The organism is Trabulsiella odontotermitis (genome assembly GCF_001188485.1).
GTDB lineage: Bacteria > Pseudomonadota > Gammaproteobacteria > Enterobacterales > Enterobacteriaceae > Trabulsiella > Trabulsiella odontotermitis_A.
Genome location: NZ_JNGH01000065.1, coordinates 23,932 through 45,140 on the forward strand (window position 1 = coordinate 23,932; position 21,209 = coordinate 45,140).

Annotated in this window: 21 protein-coding genes and 4 pseudogenes; 12 read left to right on the forward strand and 13 right to left on the reverse strand. The window is 53.0% G+C overall.

Translation table 11 applies throughout. The features are described 5' to 3' along the window. Positions 1-76: 76 nt before the first annotated feature. A complete protein-coding gene (locus tag GM30_RS05715) occupies positions 77-328 on the reverse strand; it encodes a DUF4282 domain-containing protein (RefSeq protein ID WP_049847841.1) in 252 nt (83 codons plus the stop codon). Positions 329-563: 235 nt separating this feature from the next. Here GM30_RS05715 and GM30_RS05720 point away from each other — a divergent pair, with 235 nt between their 5' ends. Further along, positions 564-1,151, forward strand: coding sequence for a hypothetical protein (locus GM30_RS05720; RefSeq protein ID WP_049847842.1), 588 nt, complete (start codon positions 564-566; stop codon positions 1,149-1,151). A 72-nt stretch (positions 1,152-1,223) separates the two neighbouring features. Here GM30_RS05720 and GM30_RS05725 read toward each other — a convergent pair whose 3' ends face one another. The 3 genes from GM30_RS05725 to GM30_RS05735 are packed head-to-tail and all read right to left on the reverse strand — an operon-like array spanning position 1,224 to position 2,937. Continuing rightward, a complete protein-coding gene (locus tag GM30_RS05725) occupies positions 1,224-1,889 on the reverse strand; it encodes a DUF799 domain-containing protein (protein WP_049847843.1) in 666 nt (221 codons plus the stop codon). Positions 1,890-1,901: 12 nt separating this feature from the next. After that, on the reverse strand, positions 1,902-2,246 hold the full coding sequence (locus GM30_RS05730) for a DUF4810 domain-containing protein (RefSeq protein WP_049847844.1): 345 nt from the start codon (positions 2,244-2,246) through the stop codon (positions 1,902-1,904). Between the two features lie 13 nt (positions 2,247-2,259). Continuing rightward, positions 2,260-2,937 carry a CsgG/HfaB family protein gene (locus GM30_RS05735; RefSeq protein WP_049847845.1) on the reverse strand — a complete coding sequence of 226 codons (678 nt, stop codon included), beginning with the start codon at positions 2,935-2,937 and terminating at the stop codon, positions 2,260-2,262. Positions 2,938-3,246: 309 nt separating this feature from the next. On the opposite strand from GM30_RS05735, the gene GM30_RS05740 reads away from it, so the two are divergent. From GM30_RS05740 to GM30_RS23850, 4 genes are all read left to right on the forward strand, one after another. After that, on the forward strand, positions 3,247-4,257 hold the full coding sequence (locus GM30_RS05740; protein ID WP_049847846.1) for a LacI family DNA-binding transcriptional regulator: 1,011 nt from the start codon (positions 3,247-3,249) through the stop codon (positions 4,255-4,257). 13 nt (positions 4,258-4,270) lie between these two features. Beyond that, positions 4,271-5,398, forward strand: a complete 1,128-nt coding sequence (locus GM30_RS05745; protein ID WP_049847847.1) for a mandelate racemase/muconate lactonizing enzyme family protein — start codon at positions 4,271-4,273, stop codon at positions 5,396-5,398. 11 nt (positions 5,399-5,409) lie between these two features. Beyond that, complete coding sequence (locus tag GM30_RS05750; protein ID WP_049847848.1) at positions 5,410-6,633, forward strand: MFS transporter; 1,224 nt, start codon at positions 5,410-5,412, stop codon at positions 6,631-6,633. Positions 6,634-6,910: 277 nt separating this feature from the next. Then, positions 6,911-7,195, forward strand: coding sequence for a DUF5339 domain-containing protein (locus tag GM30_RS23850; protein WP_072092136.1), 285 nt, complete (start codon positions 6,911-6,913; stop codon positions 7,193-7,195). Positions 7,196-7,412: 217 nt separating this feature from the next. On the opposite strand, the gene GM30_RS26025 is transcribed toward GM30_RS23850, so the two are convergent. From GM30_RS26025 to GM30_RS05775, 6 genes and pseudogenes are all read right to left on the reverse strand, one after another. Next, positions 7,413-7,568: a hypothetical protein gene (locus GM30_RS26025; protein ID WP_155483930.1), complete on the reverse strand. Its 156-nt coding sequence runs from the start codon at positions 7,566-7,568 to the stop codon at positions 7,413-7,415. Positions 7,569-7,749: 181 nt separating this feature from the next. After that, positions 7,750-8,295: a 4Fe-4S dicluster domain-containing protein gene (locus GM30_RS23855; protein ID WP_072094043.1), complete on the reverse strand. Its 546-nt coding sequence runs from the start codon at positions 8,293-8,295 to the stop codon at positions 7,750-7,752. Continuing rightward, entirely contained in the window at positions 8,295-8,888 is a 594-nt protein-coding gene (locus GM30_RS05760) for a molecular chaperone TorD family protein (protein WP_049847849.1), read from the reverse strand. Before GM30_RS05760 ends, GM30_RS23855 begins: the two co-directional genes overlap by 1 nt. Before the next feature lie 106 nt (positions 8,889-8,994). Continuing rightward, a pseudogene (locus GM30_RS05765) lies at positions 8,995-9,633 on the reverse strand (dimethyl sulfoxide reductase anchor subunit family protein); the annotation flags it as partial. Beyond that, a complete protein-coding gene (locus GM30_RS05770; protein WP_049847850.1) occupies positions 9,626-10,252 on the reverse strand; it encodes a DMSO/selenate family reductase complex B subunit in 627 nt (208 codons plus the stop codon). The pseudogene GM30_RS05765 and the gene GM30_RS05770, both read right to left, overlap by 8 nt. A gap of 13 nt (positions 10,253-10,265) precedes the next feature. Then, positions 10,266-12,698, reverse strand: a complete 2,433-nt coding sequence (locus tag GM30_RS05775; protein WP_049847851.1) for a DMSO/selenate family reductase complex A subunit — start codon at positions 12,696-12,698, stop codon at positions 10,266-10,268. 490 nt (positions 12,699-13,188) lie between these two features. On the opposite strand from GM30_RS05775, the gene GM30_RS05780 reads away from it, so the two are divergent. Then, positions 13,189-13,554, forward strand: a complete 366-nt coding sequence (locus GM30_RS05780) for a hypothetical protein (RefSeq protein ID WP_049847852.1) — start codon at positions 13,189-13,191, stop codon at positions 13,552-13,554. Positions 13,555-13,619: 65 nt separating this feature from the next. After that, positions 13,620-14,375 carry a hypothetical protein gene (locus GM30_RS05785; RefSeq protein ID WP_124966090.1) on the forward strand — a complete coding sequence of 252 codons (756 nt, stop codon included), beginning with the start codon at positions 13,620-13,622 and terminating at the stop codon, positions 14,373-14,375. Positions 14,376-14,432: 57 nt separating this feature from the next. Here the strand turns inward: GM30_RS05785 and GM30_RS05790 are convergent. From GM30_RS05790 to GM30_RS05800, 3 genes and pseudogenes are all read right to left on the reverse strand, one after another. Beyond that, a pseudogene (locus tag GM30_RS05790) lies at positions 14,433-15,523 on the reverse strand (alkene reductase). A gap of 57 nt (positions 15,524-15,580) precedes the next feature. Further along, the gene (locus GM30_RS05795; RefSeq protein ID WP_049847854.1) at positions 15,581-15,793 is read right to left on the reverse strand and encodes a YdgH/BhsA/McbA-like domain containing protein; all 213 of its coding nucleotides are present in this window, start codon (positions 15,791-15,793) and stop codon (positions 15,581-15,583) included. Between the two features lie 151 nt (positions 15,794-15,944). Beyond that, positions 15,945-16,847, reverse strand: coding sequence for a LysR substrate-binding domain-containing protein (locus GM30_RS05800; RefSeq protein WP_049847855.1), 903 nt, complete (start codon positions 16,845-16,847; stop codon positions 15,945-15,947). Positions 16,848-16,996: 149 nt separating this feature from the next. Between GM30_RS05800 and GM30_RS05805 the strand changes: the two genes are divergently transcribed. The 5 genes and pseudogenes from GM30_RS05805 to GM30_RS05830 form a co-directional block, all read left to right on the forward strand. After that, positions 16,997-18,007 (forward strand): aldo/keto reductase, encoded by a 1,011-nt coding sequence (locus GM30_RS05805; protein WP_049847856.1) that lies wholly within the window; start codon positions 16,997-16,999, stop codon positions 18,005-18,007. 45 nt (positions 18,008-18,052) lie between these two features. Further along, the gene (locus GM30_RS05810; protein WP_049847861.1) at positions 18,053-18,850 is read left to right on the forward strand and encodes an SDR family NAD(P)-dependent oxidoreductase; all 798 of its coding nucleotides are present in this window, start codon (positions 18,053-18,055) and stop codon (positions 18,848-18,850) included. 34 nt (positions 18,851-18,884) lie between these two features. Next, complete coding sequence (locus tag GM30_RS05815; RefSeq protein WP_049847857.1) at positions 18,885-19,301, forward strand: SRPBCC family protein; 417 nt, start codon at positions 18,885-18,887, stop codon at positions 19,299-19,301. Between the two features lie 160 nt (positions 19,302-19,461). Next, positions 19,462-20,399, forward strand: a pseudogene (locus GM30_RS27065) (winged helix-turn-helix domain-containing protein); the annotation flags it as partial. 22 nt (positions 20,400-20,421) lie between these two features. Further along, a pseudogene (locus GM30_RS05830) lies at positions 20,422-21,209 on the forward strand (lysine decarboxylation/transport transcriptional activator CadC); the annotation flags it as partial.

Here is a 21,209-nt window from a genome sequence, read left to right on the forward strand (position 1 = left end):
GCACTATTTTATGGCCACTTACTCATCGTTTATTTTTATTTATTCCGCAGTTAACGCTCTGCAGTGATCGATATGCTTACTGTGCCGCTTTATCAGAATTTTCCGCGATACGACGCAGATATTCATTATTTTTAAATGCGATCATAATCAGTTCGAACATTACCCGGCAGCCGATCATGCCAAAAATAATGGCACCGATGCCCCGAAGCACTTCACCGCCAATCATAGCGAAAACGCCGCCCAACACGATCAGAACCATAGACAGCCAGTACAAAAATACCATCAGTTTCGGCGTCAACAGGTAATCAAAACCCAGAATTTGTTTCATTTTCTTATCCTTAGAAAAAAGAGGTATGCCAACACAGAGCGGCATTTGAACTATAAAATAGGTTTTTCAAAATGTAAATATGTGTGACTGATCTGTGCCGGACGGGGTAACATTGCTTTTTATAGGGATATTTAGGCACTTGTGCCAAAGCGGCAATGGCATAATGCGTAAAAATAAGAATATTTCTTTCGACAGGCCACGATCCTGAATTTAAAGCAGGCAGAACGGAGTGACTATGAGCGATAGTTTCACCATCATTGTCCCTGAACGCGTGATGATCCCTGAAGAAGAGGCGCGGGCGTTGGGCAAACGGATGCTTTCCTGGCTGCGGGAAAAAGCGTGGGTTGGAAGCCCGCTTCCGGGCTGTATTCTGACCCGTGAGCTGGGATACCGGCTCACTAAAAAGACGGCAGAGATTATTTTGCCTGAAGATTTGCCGCTTTTTACCTGGGTTGCCGACCACTGCGATCAGCAGGTGTATGGCTATCTGGCAATTGATGTTGCTGATGAATTAAAGGTGGTTCATCACAGCGGGCAGGGAGGCATTGTCTCAGCAACCTGCCCGGTCTGCGGTCAGGAGATTGGTGAACAATACTACGATCTCATTGAAACCTGGTGGAATGCTGAAGGGAACGATGATGTTATCTGCCCGCAGTGCCAGCAATCTTCCCCACTGCCGGCGTTCAAATCGGAGCCTGTCTGGGGTTTCAGCAATCTGAGTTTTCAGTTCTGGAATATTAATGCCCGCTTCAGCGACCATTTTCTCGCCGTCTTTGCTAAAGAGCTTGGCGAACCGGTACGTGTCGTTACCGGAAAAGTATAAGAAAAACGGCGGGGTGACGGAGATCGGGCGTAAATAAGGCCGTCAGAGACAGACGGCCTGTGAAGAAAACGATTACAGCGCGGTCTGACCGTATTTTGGCGAACGAGGGCCATATAACAGACCGCCGTTAGTCCCTGCGCTAAGCATGCGGGCGCTGGTCACCTGAGCGATGTCATGCGCTTTCTCGGTTGCCGAATCGGCAATCTGCGACACCGCGGCCGTTAACAACATTCCCAGCAACCCACCACTGCTATTATCCTGGCCTTCATTGGTAGACGCCGTGGCGCCACCTTTCCACAACTCTTTACCGGTGCGTAAATCGACAAGGCGTGCCGTTGCCGTTACACGCGTATCGCTATTAATGACCTGGTATGAGGTGCCGTAATCCGTGATGGTGATGTACATCACCGCATCGGCGCCAAAGATATCGTGCAGTTTTTTCAGTGGGATAGTACTGATGTCGTCCGGGTTGGTCGCCCCGTTTTGTTTAAACGTCTCTTCCACGACGGCTACCGGGAACACGTAATAGCCGGACTCGGCCAGCGGCATGGTCACGCCGCTCAGGAAGCTGTGGCTGGCATTGACGTCAGGTGACTGGTTCCTCGGCGGGAGTACCAGAATGCTGCGTGGTTTGCTTTCCCGGAAGGCAGAGTAATCAGTAAGTTGTTTATTATTGGTGGAGCACCCCGTTAACAGCAGAGTAAACGCCAGGGTGAAGAGTGCAAATAATCCTTTCATCGTTTATCCCTTTTATTTTTTAGCTGTCAGGAAATTAATATAGGAAGCCGATTCCGGATACAGCGTTTTCTCGGCATTAAATTCGGCCATCGCCAGTCCGCTATTTCCGGTATTGCTGTAGAGCATGCCCAGTTGCGCATGCACGCCTGGTGGAACCGGCTTATTGCTTGCCCGGGATATTTCAACCAGTTTTTGCAATTCGGAAATTTGCTCCTGTTGGCTGGTTTTATTCGTATAGTAGTGATAAACCGAATCCTGATAACCCTCCCACGTATACATCTTCTGCGGCGCGTTAGATGCACACCCTGCGAGCAACAATATGGCCGCACCAAAAGCGATCCTGTTTAAATGTGCCATTATCAATTCCTTTTTAATTTGTATTTGTCGGATTCCAGCTACCGTTCTCAATACCGGCAACCAGATTATTAACGGCTTCACGAATGGCGAGATCTAACACTTTGCCGTTCAGCGTGGAGTCATAGCTGGCGGTACCGCCAAAGCCAAGAATTTCACGATTAGACAGCTCGTATTCACCGGCCCCTTGCGAAGAGAAAACAACTTCGGACGTTTTTACGTTGACCACATTCAGGGCGACTTTCGCGTAAGCCACCTGCGATTTGCCACGGCCCAGAATGCCAAACAGCGCTCTGTCACCGGTCTCTTTACGGCCAAATTCCGTTACGTCACCGGTAATAACATAAGTCGCACCTTTCAGTTGCTGAGTTTTGCCGCTGATGTCCGCTTCGGTTTTGATCTCTTCCATGTTCATGCGATCCAGCACATTAAAACGGCCAGTTTGCTGTAAGTGGGTGAGCAAAATCGTTTTTGATTGATTTCCTAACCGATCGACACCATCAGAAAATATACCGTTCATATAGTTGGAACGGTTATCAAATTTCCCGACAGAGATCGGACTGCGCGGACCCTGCCATGCTGTTTGATAAGAAGTGACTTTTGCGACTTCGACAGAGCGCGAGGACTCTTTCGCGCATCCGCTGAGAAATAAGGCGCTAACACAGAGGGAACTTAAGATTATTTTTTTGACCATGATGCTTTAATTTCCTTTAAGTACTAAATGGAGCAAAACGCTATCCCTTATAAGACGCACCACGTTTCCCACCGGGAAATGGCGTCATCAAATGCAATAAAGTAAAACGGAAGGTAACCATAAGATAAAACTCATTTTTTGTAAATAACCCTGAAGAAGCTGAGAGAAATAATAATCCGCTTCGCACCGCTGTTCATGCCGGTTGTCAGTCCGCCCGTTCATCATCATTCCCCGATCTGCGATCAAAATCACAGACACCTTTCTGCCTCGTTGTATATTTTAGGTAATCGATTACCTAAAATGAAAAACATGAAAAAGAAACTGCTAATAAAAGATGTTGCGAATATGGCTGGTGTATCGACGGCAACGATTTCCCGCTTTCTTAACGGCAAATATCAGTCGATGAGTGAAAGTACCCGCGAGAAAATTGCCAGTACGATTGCGAGCCTTGGCTATCAACCGAATAACATTGCACGGTCATTACGCAGTCAGGAGAGTAAAACCATTGCTGTTATTATGGCGGATATTTTTAACCCGTACTCCATGGACGTATTGCGGGGTATCGAGGAGTATTGCTCGCAGGAAGGGTACAAGATTTTTATCTGCGACGCGAAAAACTCCGGAGCCAGAGAACGTAATTATATTGAAGAGATGGTTAACCGCGGTGTTGATGGGTTTATTCTCAACACCACCGGGGAGAACGATTTGTTTATTAAAGGGATTTCCCTGGAACACCCTGTCGTATTAATCGGCAGGAAAATTAAAAACAGCAATATCAACAGCGTGGCGGCAGATAACGCCCAGGGAGTCACGCTGGCGCTTGAGCATTTGCTGAATACCGACTGCCGCCGTGTCACCTATTTGACGCCAACACCGGGGAACGTATCGCCGCGAATCGAGAGAGTAGAAAGCTTCGAACATTTTGCGGCGTTAAGCGCGTATTCGCATATCGCTTTTGAATGCATCACATTTGATGTTATCGACCGCGAGCATGTCATCACTGCGCTGGAAACGCTGACCGCCAGTTCCACGAAAAATCACACCCTTATAACGGGGAACGGGCTGCTGTCGCTGCATGTGGTGCAGGGCGCGAAAGCGCTCAACAAGCGGATCCCGGAGGATTTCTCGTTAATCGGTTTTGATGAAACCGAATGGTCAGAGATCCTCAAAAATCCGCTTACCGTGGTGGCGCAACCGACATATGACATTGGCTGCACGGCGGCGAAAAAAATAATAACAACACTGCGCAAAGAAAATGAGAGCCATGAAGCACGAATCACGCTCTTACCATTTTCACTGATTGTCAGGGAAACCGCCTGACAGACAAGAGGATATGATGAAAATTAAATCCATTAACACCAGGGTAATAACAGACGAACTGCCAGAGAAATTTGGTATGTCGCAATGGTTCTGGAATAAACGGGCGATTTGTATCGTCGAAGTGCAAACCGATGAAGGCATCACTGGCTGGGGTGAATGTTTTGGTCCCGCGCAGGCTAATGCCGCGTTGATTAACGAACTGTTTGCGCCGTTACTGACAGGCAAAAATCCGCTGCAGCGCCGGGTGATTTGGGAAGAGATGTACAACCGGACGCGGGAATTTGGCCGAAAAGGTATCGCCATTACCGCGCTGTCGGGAATTGATATCGCATTGTGGGATATTTTTGGCAAAGCCACCGGCAAGCCGATTGCCGAACTGCTGGGCGCCGACCTTGAAACGCCTGTCACGGCCTATGCCTCCAGTTTTTATTATTCGCCGACGGATGACTTCCGGCAAATAGCGATCGATGCCAGAAACGGGCTGGATGAAGGCTATCAGCATTTCAAAATGAAAGTGGGTGCCTTAACGCTGGCGGAAGATATTAAACGCGTCGCGAGGGTTCGCGAATTAATTGGCCCGAACGCCACGCTCGCCGTGGATGCGAATCGCGCCTATACCACCCACGAAGCGCTGAAATTTGCTCAGGCCATTGCGCAATACGACATCAGTTGGTTTGAAGAGCCGGTTTTGCCTGACGACACGGCAGCTTATCACCAGCTCAAACAGCAATTCCCGATGAAGCTCGCCGCCGGGGAGTCAGAATTCACCCGCTTTGGTTTCCGCCGTTTCCTCGAGGCCGACTGCGTGGATATCGTCCAGCCGGATGTCGCTGCCTGCGGCGGCATCAGCGAAATTCTCAACATTGCCGCGCTTTCCACTACTTATAGCGTCGAGTGTTATCCACACCAGTGGGGCTCGGGCATTTCGCTCGCCGCCACGCTGCACGTGATGGCAGCGCTCCCGGCGGCGGTACCGCGGATGGCGAAAGAGCCGGCCCGGCTGGAGCTTGATCGCGCGCCGAATATCTTCCGCGACACGTTAACCGATCTGAAAATTGGCCCGGTAATGACGGTGCCCCATCAACCCGGACTGGGCATCGAGGTCGATCCTGACATGCTTGACCATTACGCGCTGAAATAAGGTAGAGAAAAATGTTTACATCGAAATGGTTCAGAATTGGCGTCACGCTGATGGTGGGGCTGTTTGTCGCCTACCTTGATCGTTCCAATCTCTCTATCGCGCTGCCCGGCATGGAGAAAGAGCTCGGCATTGATGGTGCGGCAACGAAAAGCCTGGCGCTGACCGGGTTTTTGATTGGCTATGCGCTGGCGAATTTCTTCGGCGGCTTCCTGGCGAACCGTCTGAATCCCAAAATCACCATTGTCACTATGGTGTTCCTGTGGTCAGTCGTCCAGATCATGACCGCATGGATCTCCTCGGCGGCGCTGCTGATTGCCTTCCGTATTATTCTTGGCATTGCGGAGGGGATTTACTGGCCGCAACAGTTCCGTTTTGCCAGAGCCTGGTTTAATAAAGACGAAATTACGCGCGGCACTAACCTGATCCAGTTTTATGGGCAGTTCCTTGCGCTGAGCCTGGGCTTTATCATCCTGACGCCGATTTTCGATCACCTCGGCTGGAAATGGGTGTTCTATATCACCGGCGGGATGGGCGTCTTTATTGTGGTGCCGATGTTCCTCGCGTTCCTGAAAAACAAACCGGACGACGCCTCAGCGCCTGATGAACCGGTGGCGGAGCCGGAAGTGGCCGGGGGCAAAGTCAGCTTCCAGGATCTTGGTGGCGCACCATTCCTGCTGCTGGTGTTCAGCTATTTTGCGAATGGAATGCTGTTCTGGGGGATCACACTGTTTATTCCGATGGCCGTGCTGTCGCTGGGGTTCAGCGGTTTTTCGCAAGGGGTTGCGAGCGCACTGCCGTACTTCTTAGCCATTCTGCTGGCGATTCCGGTTTCATGGTACAGCGATAAAACGCAAAAACGCGGGCTGATTGCCGCCTGCGGGCTGGGCTCGGCCGGGGTGTTTTTAATTGCGCTGCCGTTTATCGAAAGTCCTTTCGGCAAGCTGGCGCTGATCACCCTGGCGATTGCCTGGTTCACCAGTTGCTTCACCACCAACATCTGGTCGATTATTACTTCAAGCGTCAAGCCATCGGCGGTCGGACCCGCTGCCGGGGTGATTAACGGCGTAGGTGCAGGTCTCGGCGGAACAACCGCCGGGTTTGTTGTGCAGTATCTGCAATCCTGGAGCGGCTCGTATGTGCCTGGTTTCACGGTGCTGGGCGTGGTGGCTATCCTGGGCGGGCTGAGCGTTTACACCTACAGCCGCATCATCGCGGGGCGTCATGTGACGGCATAAGCGTTGAAAGACGAAGCGGCAGTCGTGGGATNNAAAACCGGCGAGCAGAACGGGGGTCAGAATAAGATTATTTATCGCTTTTAATTCTTTCTGCGTTTTTATTATTTATAAAACAGAACATCAGCGATCAAAATTCCTAAATTCGGTCGAATACGCCCGTATTACTTATATAAGAGGTAATGTGACACGAAACATGGAAATAGCGCATCCATATAAATAGAATTTTATTTGTCAGGATGACGTGTTCTGACTCACTATTTTTATCTCTGAGGGAATTATGAAAAAAGCATTGTTAGCAGTGTTGTTAGTTTCTGCTGTGTCAGCCTCTTATGCTGCTGATGTGAGTCCGACTTGCCAGAAGTACTTTGACTCCGTTGAAAACTTTATTGAAATGGCGAAAGCACACCCGGAAGCAAAAGCGCAAATTGAAACGCTGAAAACGCAGTTTGAGCAAAGTAAAACACAAATTACCGCACTTCCGACTGAATCTCAGGAGCAGGCCTGTAAACCTGCGCTGGATGCTATGGAGCAGGTCACTGCCCAACTGAAAGCAGCAAAATAAGACAAAGACAGGGAATGGGGAAAATACCCCAGCGCTAAAAACAAAGAGAGCCTTATGGCTCTCTTTTTATTTTTGCGTTCCATAAATTAGCGGGCGATTTATTAATGAAAGAAATTCTGAGGGTGAGCCGGGCCGATATGGAACCACAAATTTAGCGGGTGACGAGGGCACAGGAGTCAGGCGACCCCAAAAACGGAGGGCTCCGGAAGCGCCGGTTTTACTTCAGCGCTTTAAGCCACATCATTAGCTGTTTCAGCTCTGAGCCCGTCAGTGCCGGGATGGTCACTTTCCGTTTCAACTCAGTGCTGACGAGCTCAAGAGCGAGCCGCATCATTTGATCGTTTTTGCCGTGTGAAATGACATCTGTACGCATGGCAGTACCTCCTCAATGTGAAAATAGCCACTGGCACGCTATAAGCACATGTTTATCAAGGAAATGCTAGATGTAGCGTCATTACGTCACAAATGGTACTACATGTTGGGTATTGTAACTGAAGTTTTCTGCAAGGCAAGTGACAATTTGAGGAAAGTCCAGGGGATTATCCTGTTGTTTTTCAATTGGCAGAAGGCACTAGCGTAACGGCGTCGTAATTGCACTGAACCAGACATTCGCCACAGCCTGTGCAGCGATCATTGTCGAGTTCCGGCAGCCAGGTTTCGCCCACAGAGCACGCCTGTGACGAACAGCTGTCCACACACTGATTGCAGCGGCGAACCGGGTTGACGCAGTTCGCATTAAATACAGGACGCAGTCCGGTATCAAACGATGTTTGCGGCAGCAGCGCGCCGACATCGCAGGCGTCAATGCACAGGCCGCAGCCGTCGCAACTGGCATACTGAATATTGAGCTGCGGAAGCCCACTTTCATGTTTGTCGAGAATGCCCATCGGGCAGGCGTCAATGCAGAGATAGCACTGGGTGCACAGCGCGACGAACTGTGCGACGGGCAGCGCACCCGGTGGTAACGGGAAAGAAGGGTACGCGGATAGCGTTTCCGGCGCCACCTGGCGAGCGGCGCTGGCGAAGGCGCGGAACAGCCCGCGCCGACTGACGTGACGATGAGAAAGGTATTCCTGATAATAGCGTTCGGATTTGCTCATCAGAAAAACAGCCGTCTGGCCTCCGGCCGCAGCGCTTTTCGCTGCTGCACATCATTGAGAAACAGCATCGCTACCCTGGCGAGGCGGGCATAGAACGGGCTAATCTCATTGCGTTTGAGCAGCTCAAGATAGCGATGCGCCCACGGCAGCAAATGCACTTCCAGCAGCGTGGCGGCGGCGTTCGGGTTTCCGCGCTCAATCAGGGCCGTCCATGCGAGCAGCATCAGGCCGAACTGATCTTCCGGTTCATTCTGTTTGCCATCAAAGGCGATGCCGTGACGTTGCAAAAACTCGCGATACCGGGCGGTGGATTCCCCCATCAACAGATTATCTCTTTCCAGATAAACGGAACCCCAGGGTGGGGCGACCATTTCGCCCTGACCCTCAAACAATGTTGAAAACTGCCAGATCAACGCGTCTTCGTCAGGCTGTGGCCACTCCTGACAAAGTTTTGCGATTTGCTCTGATTCACGCCACGGATAAAGGGAAGGTAATGTCGGGAGGCACTGCAACAGCTCCCGGGTTTCGCTACGCTCGGGGGAATAGTAAAACAGTGCACCGAGGATCCGCGTCATTACTGCTTGGGCTGACATGTCATTCACTCCTGTTGTGACCCGGCCAGAACGGAGACGGCAGCCAGTCATCCGCTGGCTGCCCGTTGATTACATTGGTAATGTCCATAAGTTATAGAAGGCGACGCGCCAACAGGACTCCCTGTGCAGTGAACCACGTTGTTTGCGCCGATGCCAACGCGCTGTCCGCATTTGTGATTGTCGACAAATATCCAGGCAACAAACAGAAACTGGCGAGGATGGCGAGAGAGCAAACCCACAATCCTGTGCGCCGTGCGCCAAAGAAGGCCGCCAGCGCGCCACCACCGATAAATGGCGTCAATACCATGATCGCAGTGGTGTAGTGCGAGCTCCAGGTCGCCACTGTCGGCAACTGATAAATGCGCGGAATGGCGAGCACAAAGAGCACGCCCACCACTGCCGCCAGCCAGGTGAGGGTGATATACAGTGTCGACGCGCCGCGGTTAAGCAGCAGCCCAAGCGCCCCGAGACCGCCGAGCACACCAAACACCGCCGAGAGCGCGATTTCATTGCTCATTGGCGACGCTCCAACACGGAACAGCATATTCATCGCCCGCAGGGGTTGCCCAACGTGAAAAATGCCGACGACCACGCCAAGACCAAACAGACACATCGCGGCGAACAGGCCGACCGCCATCTGCCGTGATGCGATCTGCTTAAGCGCACCGGCAATGAGCAGTAGAATAAACGCGCCGACGGCACACTGGGTAAAGACGGTGAAAAACACCAGAGGTAACTCATGCATGGCGAGTCTCCTGCAGATTCTGAATAGCGCCTGCCTTATCACCGCTGGCTTTCGCCTTCGGATGTGGCTTCACGATCAGGTTGGGACGAGTGAAAGAGGCTGACGGCAACGGTGCAATCTCATTTTCGCTGCCGTATTTCGCGCGCAGCTCGTCAATGGGGCCAAAGTCCAGCGCGCGCTGCGGGCAGGAATCGACGCAAATCGGGCGCAGATTTTGCTCAAGGCGATCCAGGCAGCCGTCGCATTTGCGCATCACTTTCGCTTTTGCATCAAACTGCGGCGCGCCGTACGGGCAGCGCATTTCGCAATAGCGGCAGCCCACGCAGATCGTCTCATCAACCACCACCAGGCCATCCTCTTCACGCTTGTGCATCGCCCCTGTCGGGCAGCCCGCGGTGCAGGTAGGCTCATCGCAGTGGTTACAGGCGATGGAGAGATAATAGGCGAAGGTGTCGTTATGCCAGCTGTCACCGTCCTTTACCCATTCGCCGCCGCCATATTCGTACACGCGGCGCAGTTTCGGTCCCACATCTAAGTCTTTGTTGTCCTTGCAACTGACCTGGCAGGTTTTACAGCCTGAACAGCGCGAGGAGTCTACGTAAAAGCCATATTGTTTCATCTCGGGTCACTCCTTAAGCGCGTTTGATCTCAACCAGGTTGGTGTGTTGCGGGTTGCCTTTCGCCAGCGGCGAGGGCAGATGGCTGGTCAGCGAGTTGATGCAGCGACCGACATCGACACCCGCGTTATCAAGGCGAGTCCACGCGCCCTGCGGCATGGCGGCTACGCCCGGGATAATGCGGTTCGTCACCTTGCAGGGGATCTCAACGACGCCGCGATCATTAAACACATGCACCAGATCGCCGCTCTCCAGCTGGCGCGTGCGGGCATCGATCGGGTTGATCCAGACTTCGTCCGGCACCGCTTCGTGCAGCGCCAGCACATTGGTATAGGTGGAGTGGGTATGACCCTTGGTATGGAATCCGCTCAGCTGTAGCGGGTATTTCGCTGTCATCTCCTTGTTCAGGTGCGATTCTTTCACCACACAGAATTCCGGCACTGCCGGGATGCGCTCGCCTTCCGGCAGCGTCCATTTCTGCGCCAGATCCGCCAGCGCCTGCGAGTAGATCTCAATCTTACCCGATGGCGTGGTGAGCGGATTAGCGACCGGATCGGCGCGGAAATCGGCGAACACCAGGCTCTCTTTGTCAGTGGCGATTTTCTGGTCAATCACGCCTTTGGTTCGGGCGACGTCCCACTCGGGTAAATAAGGCCGTTTTGCTTTGACCTGCTGATAGTGGAATTCGGCCCATTCCGCCTGGGTTCTGCCGTTGGTGAATTTTTCACGCAAACCGAGATGACCGGCGATATCGGCGCAAATATCGTAGGTGCTGCGCACTTCCCACATCGGCGTGATAGTTTTTTGCAGGGCGATCATGTAATTGTGCGAGCCCGCCGCATAGGAGCTATCGACCAGATCGTCGGCCTCAAGATAGCTGGTTTCTGGCAGCAGAATATCGGCAAACTTCGCGCTGGGCGTCATGTGGTTTTCGATCACGATGATCGTTTCACACAGCGTTTCATCCGCCAGGATTTCACGCGTGCGTTTGACGTGACCGTGCTGGTTCAGCAGCGCGTTCCCCGCCTGGTTGACGATAAGTTTGATCCCGGTTTTCAGTTTATCAACGCCTTTCACGCCCATGGTGGTGGCGGTCATTTTTTCCGGGTGCTGAATGGCGTCGGTCCACAGATAGCAGGGGATCGAGGTGGTGATCGGGTTGGTTTCCGTCGGCAGCAGTGGCACGCCGTATGGTGTACCGTAAGGCCAGTTGCCGTTGTTGGTGCCTGGCAGGCCAAAATGGCCGGTCAGCGCAGGCAGCATCTGAATGGCGCGAACGGTTTGCTCGCCGTTGGCGTGGCGCTGCGGCCCCCATCCCTGGCAGATATAACAGGCATTCGCCCCGGCGATTTCCCGTGCCAGTTGTTTAATGCGCACCGCCGGAAGCCCGGTAATGGCCGCCGCCCATTCCGGCGTTTTGGCGATCCCGTCCGGGCCGGTGCCGAGAATATAATCTTTATAGCTGGCGTTTGGCGCCGCCTGCGCAGGCAGAGTGGTGCTGTCGTAACCGACGCAGTACGTATTGATTTCGGCTTCGTCGATCAGGTTTTCGGTGATTAACGTCCAGGCGATCCCGGCGACCAGTGCGGCATCGGTGGTCGGGCGAATGGGCAGCCATTCCGCATGTTCAGCCACCACGGAATCGGTATAACGCGGATCGATAATGATCACTCGGGCGTTAGAGGTTTCCAGCGCCCGGCGAATTTCTTCCACCTGACCGCCGCCGGACATACGCGTCTCTGACAAGTTCAGACCAAAGAAAACCACCAAATCAGAATGGGCGATTTGGGTAAAATGGCTACCGGCATATTTCCCGTGGGTATAAGGTGTCGCAGTGGCAATTTGCGCAGTGGAATAGGTGTTATGGTAATTCAAATAGCCACCGGAAATGTTTAGTAAACGTTTCCAGGCTGGCGTCCCCTGGGTGTGATAATAGGCGCCGGACTGATAGTTGTAATAGATCGCTTCACGACCATATTTTTCGGTAATACGCGTCAGCTCATCGGCAATCAATTTCGTCGCCTCTTCCCAACTGATGCGTTTGAATTTTCCCTCGCCACGTTTCCCGACGCGTTTCATCGGATACTTAATCCGGTCCGGGCTGTATACGCGCCAGCGGCTGGAGCGTCCTCGCAGGCAGGGGCGAATCTGATGTTCGCCAAATACCGCATCGTCTTTCGCGTCTTCTGGTTCGATGCGTACGATGCGATCGTCCTTCACAATGACCTTCAGCGGGCAGCGGCTGCCGCAGTTTACCAGACAGGCGCTGTGGCGCACGGTCTCGCTGTTTTCTGTCATTTCGCTGGGTGAGGCGGCGTGTGCTACGGTTGAAAACGGTAATGTTATTGCATTGCTCAGCGCAACGGCAGAGCCAATTTTAGCGGCTGTCGTCATCGCATCCCGTCGTGAGATTTCTTTATTTAAAACCTCGTTTATTTTATTTTTCATTATCTGCTTCCCTAAGGTGTCCAGTGATAAACGATAAAGGGATTATGCAGATCGTTAATTGATTACGATCAAGCGAGGTTTCCTGGAATTCAGGCGCGGCGCGCTTTTGTGATGTATCTGACCGCTGTGGGGAAAATTCGGTTTTCTAATGACAGGAATTCCTTAATGCAATTTCCTCTCATCACCCATTTAGTGGGGTTCGAAATATCATCCAGGATACTGAAATATATAAAAGCAGTATGCTATCGACTTGTTAATCTTAATGATCGATTTTTCGATTTGATCCTTCCGTAGCTGACTTCAATCCATTAAAAGGCTGCAACATGTTCTCTAAAAAATGTTAACGGATATTTAATATATCCAGAAACGGATCGCTTTTACCTTAATTCATAAGAGGGTAAATATATTCAAAGAATTAAATCTTAAATTTCAATCAATCCTATTACATATTCCTTAACACGCTCTGTTATCTGACGGGAGTCGATACACTATGCCTTTAGCTAAAACCGATACCTTAAATCCGATCGCCGGCGTCATCGTGCCTAATGCAGCACAACGCCGTGACTGTCAGGACGTAATCGCCATGCTCGATTTTGCTGATTTAGGCCGCGGACCGATGACGCTTCACCAGTCAGGCGTGGCGCGCCTTGACCTGCAAGGCATCACCGCCGCTGGAGTGGTGAATATTCAGGTACAAATAGGCAACGCGTCCGTCGCGGCTGCGTTAATTGCCCCGACGGTACTCGCCATTACCGATCCTGCAAATCAGCGCGGCGGTGCACGCGGTGCTATTTCCGTTTTGAATCAAAGTCTCGACTCAGGAACCATCTGGCAATTAACCGGCACCCTGCCGTAATTGCGCTGAGGATCACCTGAGTTCCGTTAATTCACTTTTTATTGATTATTTACGTAGAGGTTATCATGGGTGCAATCAGTAAATTTATTCGCGATCTCGATCCGGCAAAAGACGTTGAAGCACAGTTAAATGAAACTCTGGGTATTTTAGTTAAGCTCGGGCAGTCAAAGCTCGATGGTTTCAAAATCGAGATGAATAATTCGTGGCAGCGGGGTGATGATGAAAGTCTGGCACCAGGTGTGACAAAAGATTTTCAGGACGAACAGATGCACGTAATGACCACCACGGATGCCTCATCGGTGGGGGATTCGATCGGTAAAATTGTCGATACTGCCTTTATGCTGGGTACTGATGATGGCGCCAAAAATGTAGGCACTTTTATTAAAACGCTGGTCACGCAGGGGCTCGATTTGCTGCTGGGATCGGGGTCGGCGTCGGAAAATCAGCGTAAACAATACATCATCTACCCGGACAAAAATTTCCTTTGCCGTTGCGACGTGTGGTACTGGCGCTACAGCATGGTTTCCAAAGGCTTCCAGCAAAAACTACAGAACGTGGTGGTGTACCGCATGCAGTATGGCGCGGTGGATATCACCAAAGTCGATCCTATCGCACTGGCGCACTGGTTTAATAAATGGAGTCTGGATACGGAAGCCGCAAAAGCGACGCTCGATCAGGCGAAGGCACTGATTGAAAACGCGAAATCCCGCGGAGCAGGTGGCGGCGCGTTGCGAGGTGAGAACAGCGTGGGCGTACTGACGTTGCCGGAAGATATTCAGACAGAACGCGCCCGGCTGATGAACGCACGCAATCTGGCGTAAAAAACAAAAAGCCCCGCGGTCAACGCGGGGCTTTTCAGGATTAACGCAGCCGAAAACTTACTTTCCGTTTACCGTCGGGTAATCAAGGTAACCGGCTTTTCCACCGCCGAAGAACTGCTCACGAACCGGCTGGTTCAGCGGCAGGTTGTTCTGCAGACGGTACGGTAAATCCGGGTTGGCGATGAACGGACGACCGAAGCCAATCAGATCCGCCCAGCCTTTCGCCAGCGCTTCTTCCGCACGTTCCACCGTATATTTCCCGGAGTAGATCAGAGTGCCGTGGAAGATAATCCGCAACGCTTCTTTAAAGGCGGCGGGCATGACCGGCGCATCGTCCCAGTCTGCTTCGGCGATATGAATATAGGCAATGCCGATGTCATTCAGTACGCTGGCCGCCGCGAGATACGTCGCTTCTGGCGTGTCATCTTTCGAGCCCATCAGCGTGGTCAGCGGCGCCAGGCGAATGCCGAGTTTCTCTTTACCAATGGCGGCGGAAACCGCTTCGGCAACTTCTCTCAGAAAACGCAGGCGGGTTTTCAGCGCGCCCGCAGGTTTTCACGCGAGTCGATGAACTGGTTAATCAGATAGCCGTTGGCACCGTGCAACTCAACACCGTCGAATCCGGCGGCAATAGCGTTACGGGCAGCCTGCGCATAGTCGTTAATAATGCCAGGGATCTCATCCAGCGTCAGCGCACGCGGTGTAGAGTGCTGAACCATCTCACCCACGCCGTTTTCCGGGCCGCGGCCTTCAACGTCAACGAACACTTTCACGCCTTCGGCCTGAATGGCGGAAGAGGAGACGGGTGCGGCGTTGCCTGGCTGCAGAACGGTATGCGAAACGCGCCCGACGTGCCACAGCTGGGCAAAGATTTTGCCGCCCGCGTGGTGTACCGCGTCCGTCACTTTTTTCCAGCCTGCAATTTGCTGTTCATTGTAGATGCCCGGTGTCCAGGCATAGCCCTGGCCCTGCTGGCTGATCTGCGTGCCTTCGCTGATGATAAGCCCGGCACTGGCGCGCTGTGCGTAGTATTCCGCCATGTCGTCGGTCGCGACATCGCCGGCACCGGCGCGTGAGCGGGTCATCGGCGGCATCACAATGCGGCTTTTCAGCGACAATGCGTTAAGTGAATACTGATCGAATAACATAGAATTTTTTCCTCACTTAAACTGGATAAGATTTTGTTGCTGGCATTACGGCCGGGTTTATTTATCCAGCTCAGCGGTCATCATCACGAAGTTGCCCATGCGAGCGCTGGTGATTTTGTAGTCGCTTTTGCCTTCTGCTTTGGCTTTCGCCGCCAGCGCTGCTTCAGCAGAATCTAAGGTATTGCCGGTGGCGGAGATGCTATGCGCAGAAGCGCCAAAAGCCAGCAGAGAAAAAGCAGCAGCGGTAAACAGAGTGGTGACGGTTTTCATCGATATTTTCCTGAATTTATGTATTTAAAATGACGCCATGTTGTGGTCAACAACACGATGGACACAGGATATTCCCGATGATTAGTGAGATAAATGCCAATAGTGGCAATAGACTGTTGCGCATTTTGTTAATAATCACGCTGAAAAGCGGTTATGCGGCAGGCGTACTGTCGCCGCGCAGGATCTGCCGAAAATGCGTTACTAGCGGGCGCAGATTGGCTTTATGCCAGACTGCCCACAATTGCGTGGAGTAGTGCATCCACGGCAGTTCGCGCAGAACGACCCCTTCCGGCGCGTTATGGCGCAGGCTGTTCTGAATCAGCGCCAGCCCCAGCCCGGCGGCCACCAGCCCTAATGCCGTCAGCGGTTCGCCCGCTTCCAGACGAATGTCCGGGTTGAAGCCCGCTCTGACGCAGGCGGCGACAAAATCATCGCGCGAATGCGCATCGTCATTATGGATAACCGAGATCCACTCCTGATCCGCCAGCGCTTCCGCGCACACGCTTTCCTGCTGCGCCAGCGGGTGATTCTGCGGCAGCGCCAGCAGCATACGGTCGTCAAGCACCTGCAGATATTCCAGATCCTGCTCGATCTCCGACGGCGGCGTATCCACCAGTGAAAAATCCAGGCTGCGCTGGCGCAGACCTTCTATCTGCGTGGCAGGCGGCTGGCTGTACAGCGCAATGTGCACATCCGGGCGCGAGGTGCGCAGAGTACGCAACGCGGTAGACAGCACGCCGGAGTGCATGGCGTTTTCAATATAGCCAATACACAACCCGCCATCTTCGCCGCGCCCCAGGCGACGACCAAGCGATTCGAGGCGGTTGGCGTGGGTCAACAGGGAACGCGTTTCGGCGAGAAACGTCTGCCCGTCGGCCGTGAGGCGAATGCGCTGTTGGTTGCGCTCAAACAGCGTTAACCCGAGGCGCTCTTCCAGCTGTGCAATCTGGCGACTCAGCGGCGATTGCGAGATGTGCAGCCGCTCCGCTGCCCGTCCCACGTGTTCCTCTTCTGCTACAACTACAAAGTATTTCAACTGGCGTAAATCGATCATGTCAGACCTCAAAGGACTCAAGTCAGACGAATTATGTCCTATCAAGTCACAAGTTCGCAAGCTATTGTGATCCTCGTCACAGGGCGGCAGCAAAATGCGCCCTAACCGAACATCTCCCGTTACGGGAGAAAACTAATGAGGACAGCGTTATGAGCATCAGAAAATTACTTCCAGGTAACATCGGCTTAGGCGGCGCGCCGCTGGGCAACATGTACCGCGCCATTCCTGACGAAGAGGCCCATGCGACCGTCACTGCGGCGTGGGATCTTGGCGTGCGTTACTTTGATACGGCGCCGCTGTACGGATCCGGTCTGTCTGAAATCCGCATGGGGGAAGCGCTTTCGCAATATCCTCGCGATGAATACGTACTGAGCACCAAAGTCGGCCGCATTATGCTGGACGACATGGAAGATCCCGCCAGCCGTGATTTCGGTGAGAAAGGTGGCATTTTCGAGCACGGTCTGAAAAATAAGATCCTGAACGATTACTCAGCCGACGCCACGCTGCGTTCGATTGAAGACAGCCTGAAGCGTCTGAAAACAGACCGTCTGGACATCGTGTGGATCCACGATCCGGCGCAGGATTTCTACGGTGACAGCTGGCTGGAGCAGTTCAACATCGCCCGTACCGGTGCCTTCCGTGCGCTGACCCGTCTGCGTGACGAGGGGGTGATCAAAGCCTGGGGGCTGGGCGTTAACCGCGTTGAGCCGCCTGAACTGACCCTTGCACTTGATGAACCGCAGCCGGATGCCTTCCTGCTGGCGGGTCGCTACAGCCTGCTGGATCATAAACGTGCCCTGCAGCGTCTGATGTCCGAAGCCCATGAGCAAAATGTCGATATCGTGGTCGGCGGCCCGTACAGTTCCGGCGTGCTTGCCGGGGGCGAACACTTTGAATATCAGAAAGCCTCACCGGCGATCCATCAGCAGGTAGCGAAAATTAAGGCCATTGCCGCACAGTTTAACGTCGATGTGAAAGCCGCCGCGCTGCAGTTCTCGCTGGCAAACCCGGCCGTTGCCGCGGTCATTCCTGGCTCAAGCCGCCCGGGTCGCATGGCGGAAGATCTTGCCGCGCTGAAAGCGGTGATCCCGAATGAATTCTGGGACGAAATGCGCCGTCAGAACCTGGTGGCTGAAAACGCGCCGCTGCCGGTCCGTTAATTCCTGCGGGGCCGTCCGGCCCCCTTACTGAGACGAGAGAATATGATGAAACTGGATCTTTCCAGCCGGGTCGCTGTGGTCAGCGGCTCCACTTCCGGTATCGGCCTCGGCATCGCGAAGGGGCTTGCTACCGCGGGCGCCACCGTGGTGATTGTTGGCCGTAAAGCCGAAGGCGTTGACAGCGCCATTGCTACGCTCGCCGCTGAACTGCCGGGGGCAAAACTGCGCGGTGTGGTGGCTGATTTAAGCACTCGCGAGGGCGTTGACACCATGATCGCCGCCGAGCCAACAGCAGACGTACTGGTCAACAACCTCGGGATTTTCAACGATAAAGACTTCTTTACCGTTCCCGATGACGAGTGGATGCACTTTTATAACGTCAACGTGCTGTCCGGCGTGCGTCTGTCGCGTCATTACGCGCAGACGATGATGGCGCAGGGATGGGGACGCATTATTTTTGTCTCCTCGGAATCGGGCGTGGCGATCCCTGGCGACATGATCAACTACGGCGTTACCAAAAGCGCCAACCTGGCGGTATCACACGGGCTGGCAAAACGGCTGGCCGGTACGGGCGTCACCGTTAACGCCATTCTGCCAGGCCCGACCTGGACCGAAGGGCTGAAAGAAATGCTGGCCGATGCGGCCACGCAGTCCGGGCGTACGCCGCGTGAACAGGCGGACGAATTTGTTCGCACCTCGCGCCCCAGCTCCATTATCCAGCGCGCAGCGGATGTCGATGAAGTAGCGAATCTCGCCGTTTATCTGGCATCGCCGCTCTCCTCGGCGACTACCGGGGCAGCCCTGCGCGTTGACGGTGGGGTGGTTGACACCCTCGCCATGTAACCCGTTTTTTTTGAAAAATTAAGAGAGCATGATTATGGCTAACACCACAGTATCGATTGAAATTCCGGCATCTGTTGATGCCGTCTGGCAACTGATGGGCGGTTTCGACTCACTGCCTGACTGGTTGCCGTTCATCCCGAAAAGCGTGATCAAAGAAGGCGGACGTACCCGTACGCTGACCACCTCTGATGGCGGTACGGTGATTGAACGTCTGGAAGCGTTCGACAACCGCGAGCGTCGTTACAGCTATTCAATTATCCAGGCACCATTCCCGGTTGTGGATTATTTATCAACGATTTCGGTGCATGCCACAGAAGACAGCACGGTTTCCCGTGTGGAATGGACCGGGCGTTTTACGCCGGTCAATGTGAGTAATGAAGACGCCGAAGCGCTGTTTAGTGAAATTTATCGTGACGGCCTGCAGGCGCTGAAAAATAACTTTCCGGCATAAGGTTTAGCTTAAATCTTTATTCACAAGCCAGGCGATATGCCTGGCTTTTTCTTTGCCGTCTCGATCGCTAACCGTATTGAGGTAGTGAGGCTCATCAAAATTGGGCAGTCTAAATATGATATAATCCGCGTTTCCCTTTTTGCTTTTTGGGCTTTTTTTTATGCAACAACCTGTTGTGCGTGTCGGAGAGTGGTTGGTTATACCCTCCGTCAATCAAATCAGCCGTCAGGGACGCCAGCTAACATTAGAACCGCGTTTAATTGACCTTCTGGTTTTTTTCGCCCGCCATCCTGACGAAGTGCTGAGTCGCGATGAACTGATTGATAACGTCTGGACGCGTAACGTCGTCACCAGCCACGTGGTCACTCAGAGCGTTTCTGAGCTGCGTAAATCCCTGAAAGATGGCGATGAGAGCAGCCCGGAATATATTGTCACCGTGCCTAAACGCGGCTACAAGCTGACGGCGCCGGTGATCTGGTGTACGGAAGAGGGCGAAGAACTCACGCCGATGGCGCCAGCCACCACCGATGCGCAGACGCCTGGCGAATCTGTACCCGTGCCTGTCGTCACCAGTCATGTGGTTACTCAGGGCATTTTTGAGCTGCGTAAATCCCTGAAAGACGGTGATGAGAGCAGCCCGGAATACATCATGACAATGCCAAAACGTGGCTATAAGCTGACGGCGCCGGTGATCTGGTGTACGGAAGAGGGTGAAGAACTCACGCCGATGGCGCCAGCCACCACCGATGCGCAGACGCCTGGCGAATCTGTACCCGTGCCACCTTCTGGGTGTGGTGTCTGTTCCTGCTGGCGCTCGGTACCTGCGTCGCGCTGGTGGTAATGCCCACACTTAAATCCCATCCCACAGTCACCAAAATGCTATTGCTCAATCCCCGTGATATTGACATTCGTTTTGAGCATGGCAGTTCCTGTAATAACCAGATGCTGCAACACTCCTACGTGGTCGGGCTGGGCAGCCTGGTGACGACCTCACTTAACACCTACACTACCTTCATGGTGCACGACAAAACCAACTATAACTTTAATGAGCCCAGCAGCTCCGGGAAAACGCTGTCGATTGAATTCGTCAATCAGCGGCACTACCGTGCGCTCCTGCAATAACTGGATGTCGCAGCGTTCCTACGCGGTCGGGCTGGGCAGCCTGGTGACGACCTCGCTCAATACCTACTCCACCTTCATGGTGCACGACAAAACCAACTACAACATTAATGAGCCCAGCAGCTCCGGGAAAACGCTGTCGATTGAATTCGTCAATCAGCGGCACTACCGTGCGCAGCAGTGCTTTATGTCGGTGCAACTGGTGGATAACGCCGACGGATCGAGCATGCTCGACAAACGTTACTTCATTACTAACGGCAACCAACTGACCATCCAGAACGATCTGCTCACCAGCCTCTCCGAAGCACTGAAACAGCCGTGGCCGGAAAAAATGCAGGAGATGCTCAAGCAGTATCAGCCGCTGCAAAGCACCTCGCTGTCGCGCTTCTATCAGGCGCATCAATTTTTAATGAACGGTGATGTCGATTCGTTAGGTAAAGCCAGCGACATTCTGAAAGAGGTCACCGCGCAATCGCCGGAATTTACCTACGCGTATGCCGAAAAAGTGCTGGTGGATGTATTACGTCATTCACAACATACGCTTGATGACATGCAGCTGGAAGCGCTGTATGAAGAAATCAACCGGGTTGAAAATATCCCTGGAATGAAAGATGAGTCCATCGTTTATCAAATACGAACCATCGATCAACTGGGCAAAGGCAACGTTAACGAAGCGTTTGAAGCGATTAATACCGGCATCGATCTGGAGATGTCCTGGCTTAATTATGTGTTGCTCGGCAAAGTGTATGAAATGAAAGGTGCCAACCGTCAGGCGGCGGATGCCTATCT

Excerpts from the sequence above, each read along its gene's own strand:
- GM30_RS05715 (WP_049847841.1), bottom strand. The coding sequence starts at position 328 with ATGAAACAAATTCTGGGTTTTGATTACCTGTTGACGCCGAAACTGATG.
- GM30_RS05720 (WP_049847842.1), top strand. The coding sequence starts at position 564 with ATGAGCGATAGTTTCACCATCATTGTCCCTGAACGCGTGATGATCCCT.
- GM30_RS05725 (WP_049847843.1), bottom strand. The coding sequence starts at position 1,889 with ATGAAAGGATTATTTGCACTCTTCACCCTGGCGTTTACTCTGCTGTTA.
- GM30_RS05730 (WP_049847844.1), bottom strand. The coding sequence starts at position 2,246 with ATGGCACATTTAAACAGGATCGCTTTTGGTGCGGCCATATTGTTGCTC.
- GM30_RS05735 (WP_049847845.1), bottom strand. The coding sequence starts at position 2,937 with ATGGTCAAAAAAATAATCTTAAGTTCCCTCTGTGTTAGCGCCTTATTT.
- GM30_RS05740 (WP_049847846.1), top strand. The coding sequence starts at position 3,247 with ATGAAAAAGAAACTGCTAATAAAAGATGTTGCGAATATGGCTGGTGTA.
- GM30_RS05745 (WP_049847847.1), top strand. The coding sequence starts at position 4,271 with ATGATGAAAATTAAATCCATTAACACCAGGGTAATAACAGACGAACTG.
- GM30_RS05750 (WP_049847848.1), top strand. The coding sequence starts at position 5,410 with ATGTTTACATCGAAATGGTTCAGAATTGGCGTCACGCTGATGGTGGGG.
- GM30_RS23850 (WP_072092136.1), top strand. The coding sequence starts at position 6,911 with ATGAAAAAAGCATTGTTAGCAGTGTTGTTAGTTTCTGCTGTGTCAGCC.
- GM30_RS26025 (WP_155483930.1), bottom strand. The coding sequence starts at position 7,568 with ATGCGTACAGATGTCATTTCACACGGCAAAAACGATCAAATGATGCGG.
- GM30_RS23855 (WP_072094043.1), bottom strand. The coding sequence starts at position 8,295 with ATGAGCAAATCCGAACGCTATTATCAGGAATACCTTTCTCATCGTCAC.
- GM30_RS05760 (WP_049847849.1), bottom strand. The coding sequence starts at position 8,888 with ATGTCAGCCCAAGCAGTAATGACGCGGATCCTCGGTGCACTGTTTTAC.
- GM30_RS05770 (WP_049847850.1), bottom strand. The coding sequence starts at position 10,252 with ATGAAACAATATGGCTTTTACGTAGACTCCTCGCGCTGTTCAGGCTGT.
- GM30_RS05775 (WP_049847851.1), bottom strand. The coding sequence starts at position 12,698 with ATGAAAAATAAAATAAACGAGGTTTTAAATAAAGAAATCTCACGACGG.
- GM30_RS05780 (WP_049847852.1), top strand. The coding sequence starts at position 13,189 with ATGCCTTTAGCTAAAACCGATACCTTAAATCCGATCGCCGGCGTCATC.
- GM30_RS05785 (WP_124966090.1), top strand. The coding sequence starts at position 13,620 with ATGGGTGCAATCAGTAAATTTATTCGCGATCTCGATCCGGCAAAAGAC.
- GM30_RS05795 (WP_049847854.1), bottom strand. The coding sequence starts at position 15,793 with ATGAAAACCGTCACCACTCTGTTTACCGCTGCTGCTTTTTCTCTGCTG.
- GM30_RS05800 (WP_049847855.1), bottom strand. The coding sequence starts at position 16,847 with ATGATCGATTTACGCCAGTTGAAATACTTTGTAGTTGTAGCAGAAGAG.
- GM30_RS05805 (WP_049847856.1), top strand. The coding sequence starts at position 16,997 with ATGAGCATCAGAAAATTACTTCCAGGTAACATCGGCTTAGGCGGCGCG.
- GM30_RS05810 (WP_049847861.1), top strand. The coding sequence starts at position 18,053 with ATGAAACTGGATCTTTCCAGCCGGGTCGCTGTGGTCAGCGGCTCCACT.
- GM30_RS05815 (WP_049847857.1), top strand. The coding sequence starts at position 18,885 with ATGGCTAACACCACAGTATCGATTGAAATTCCGGCATCTGTTGATGCC.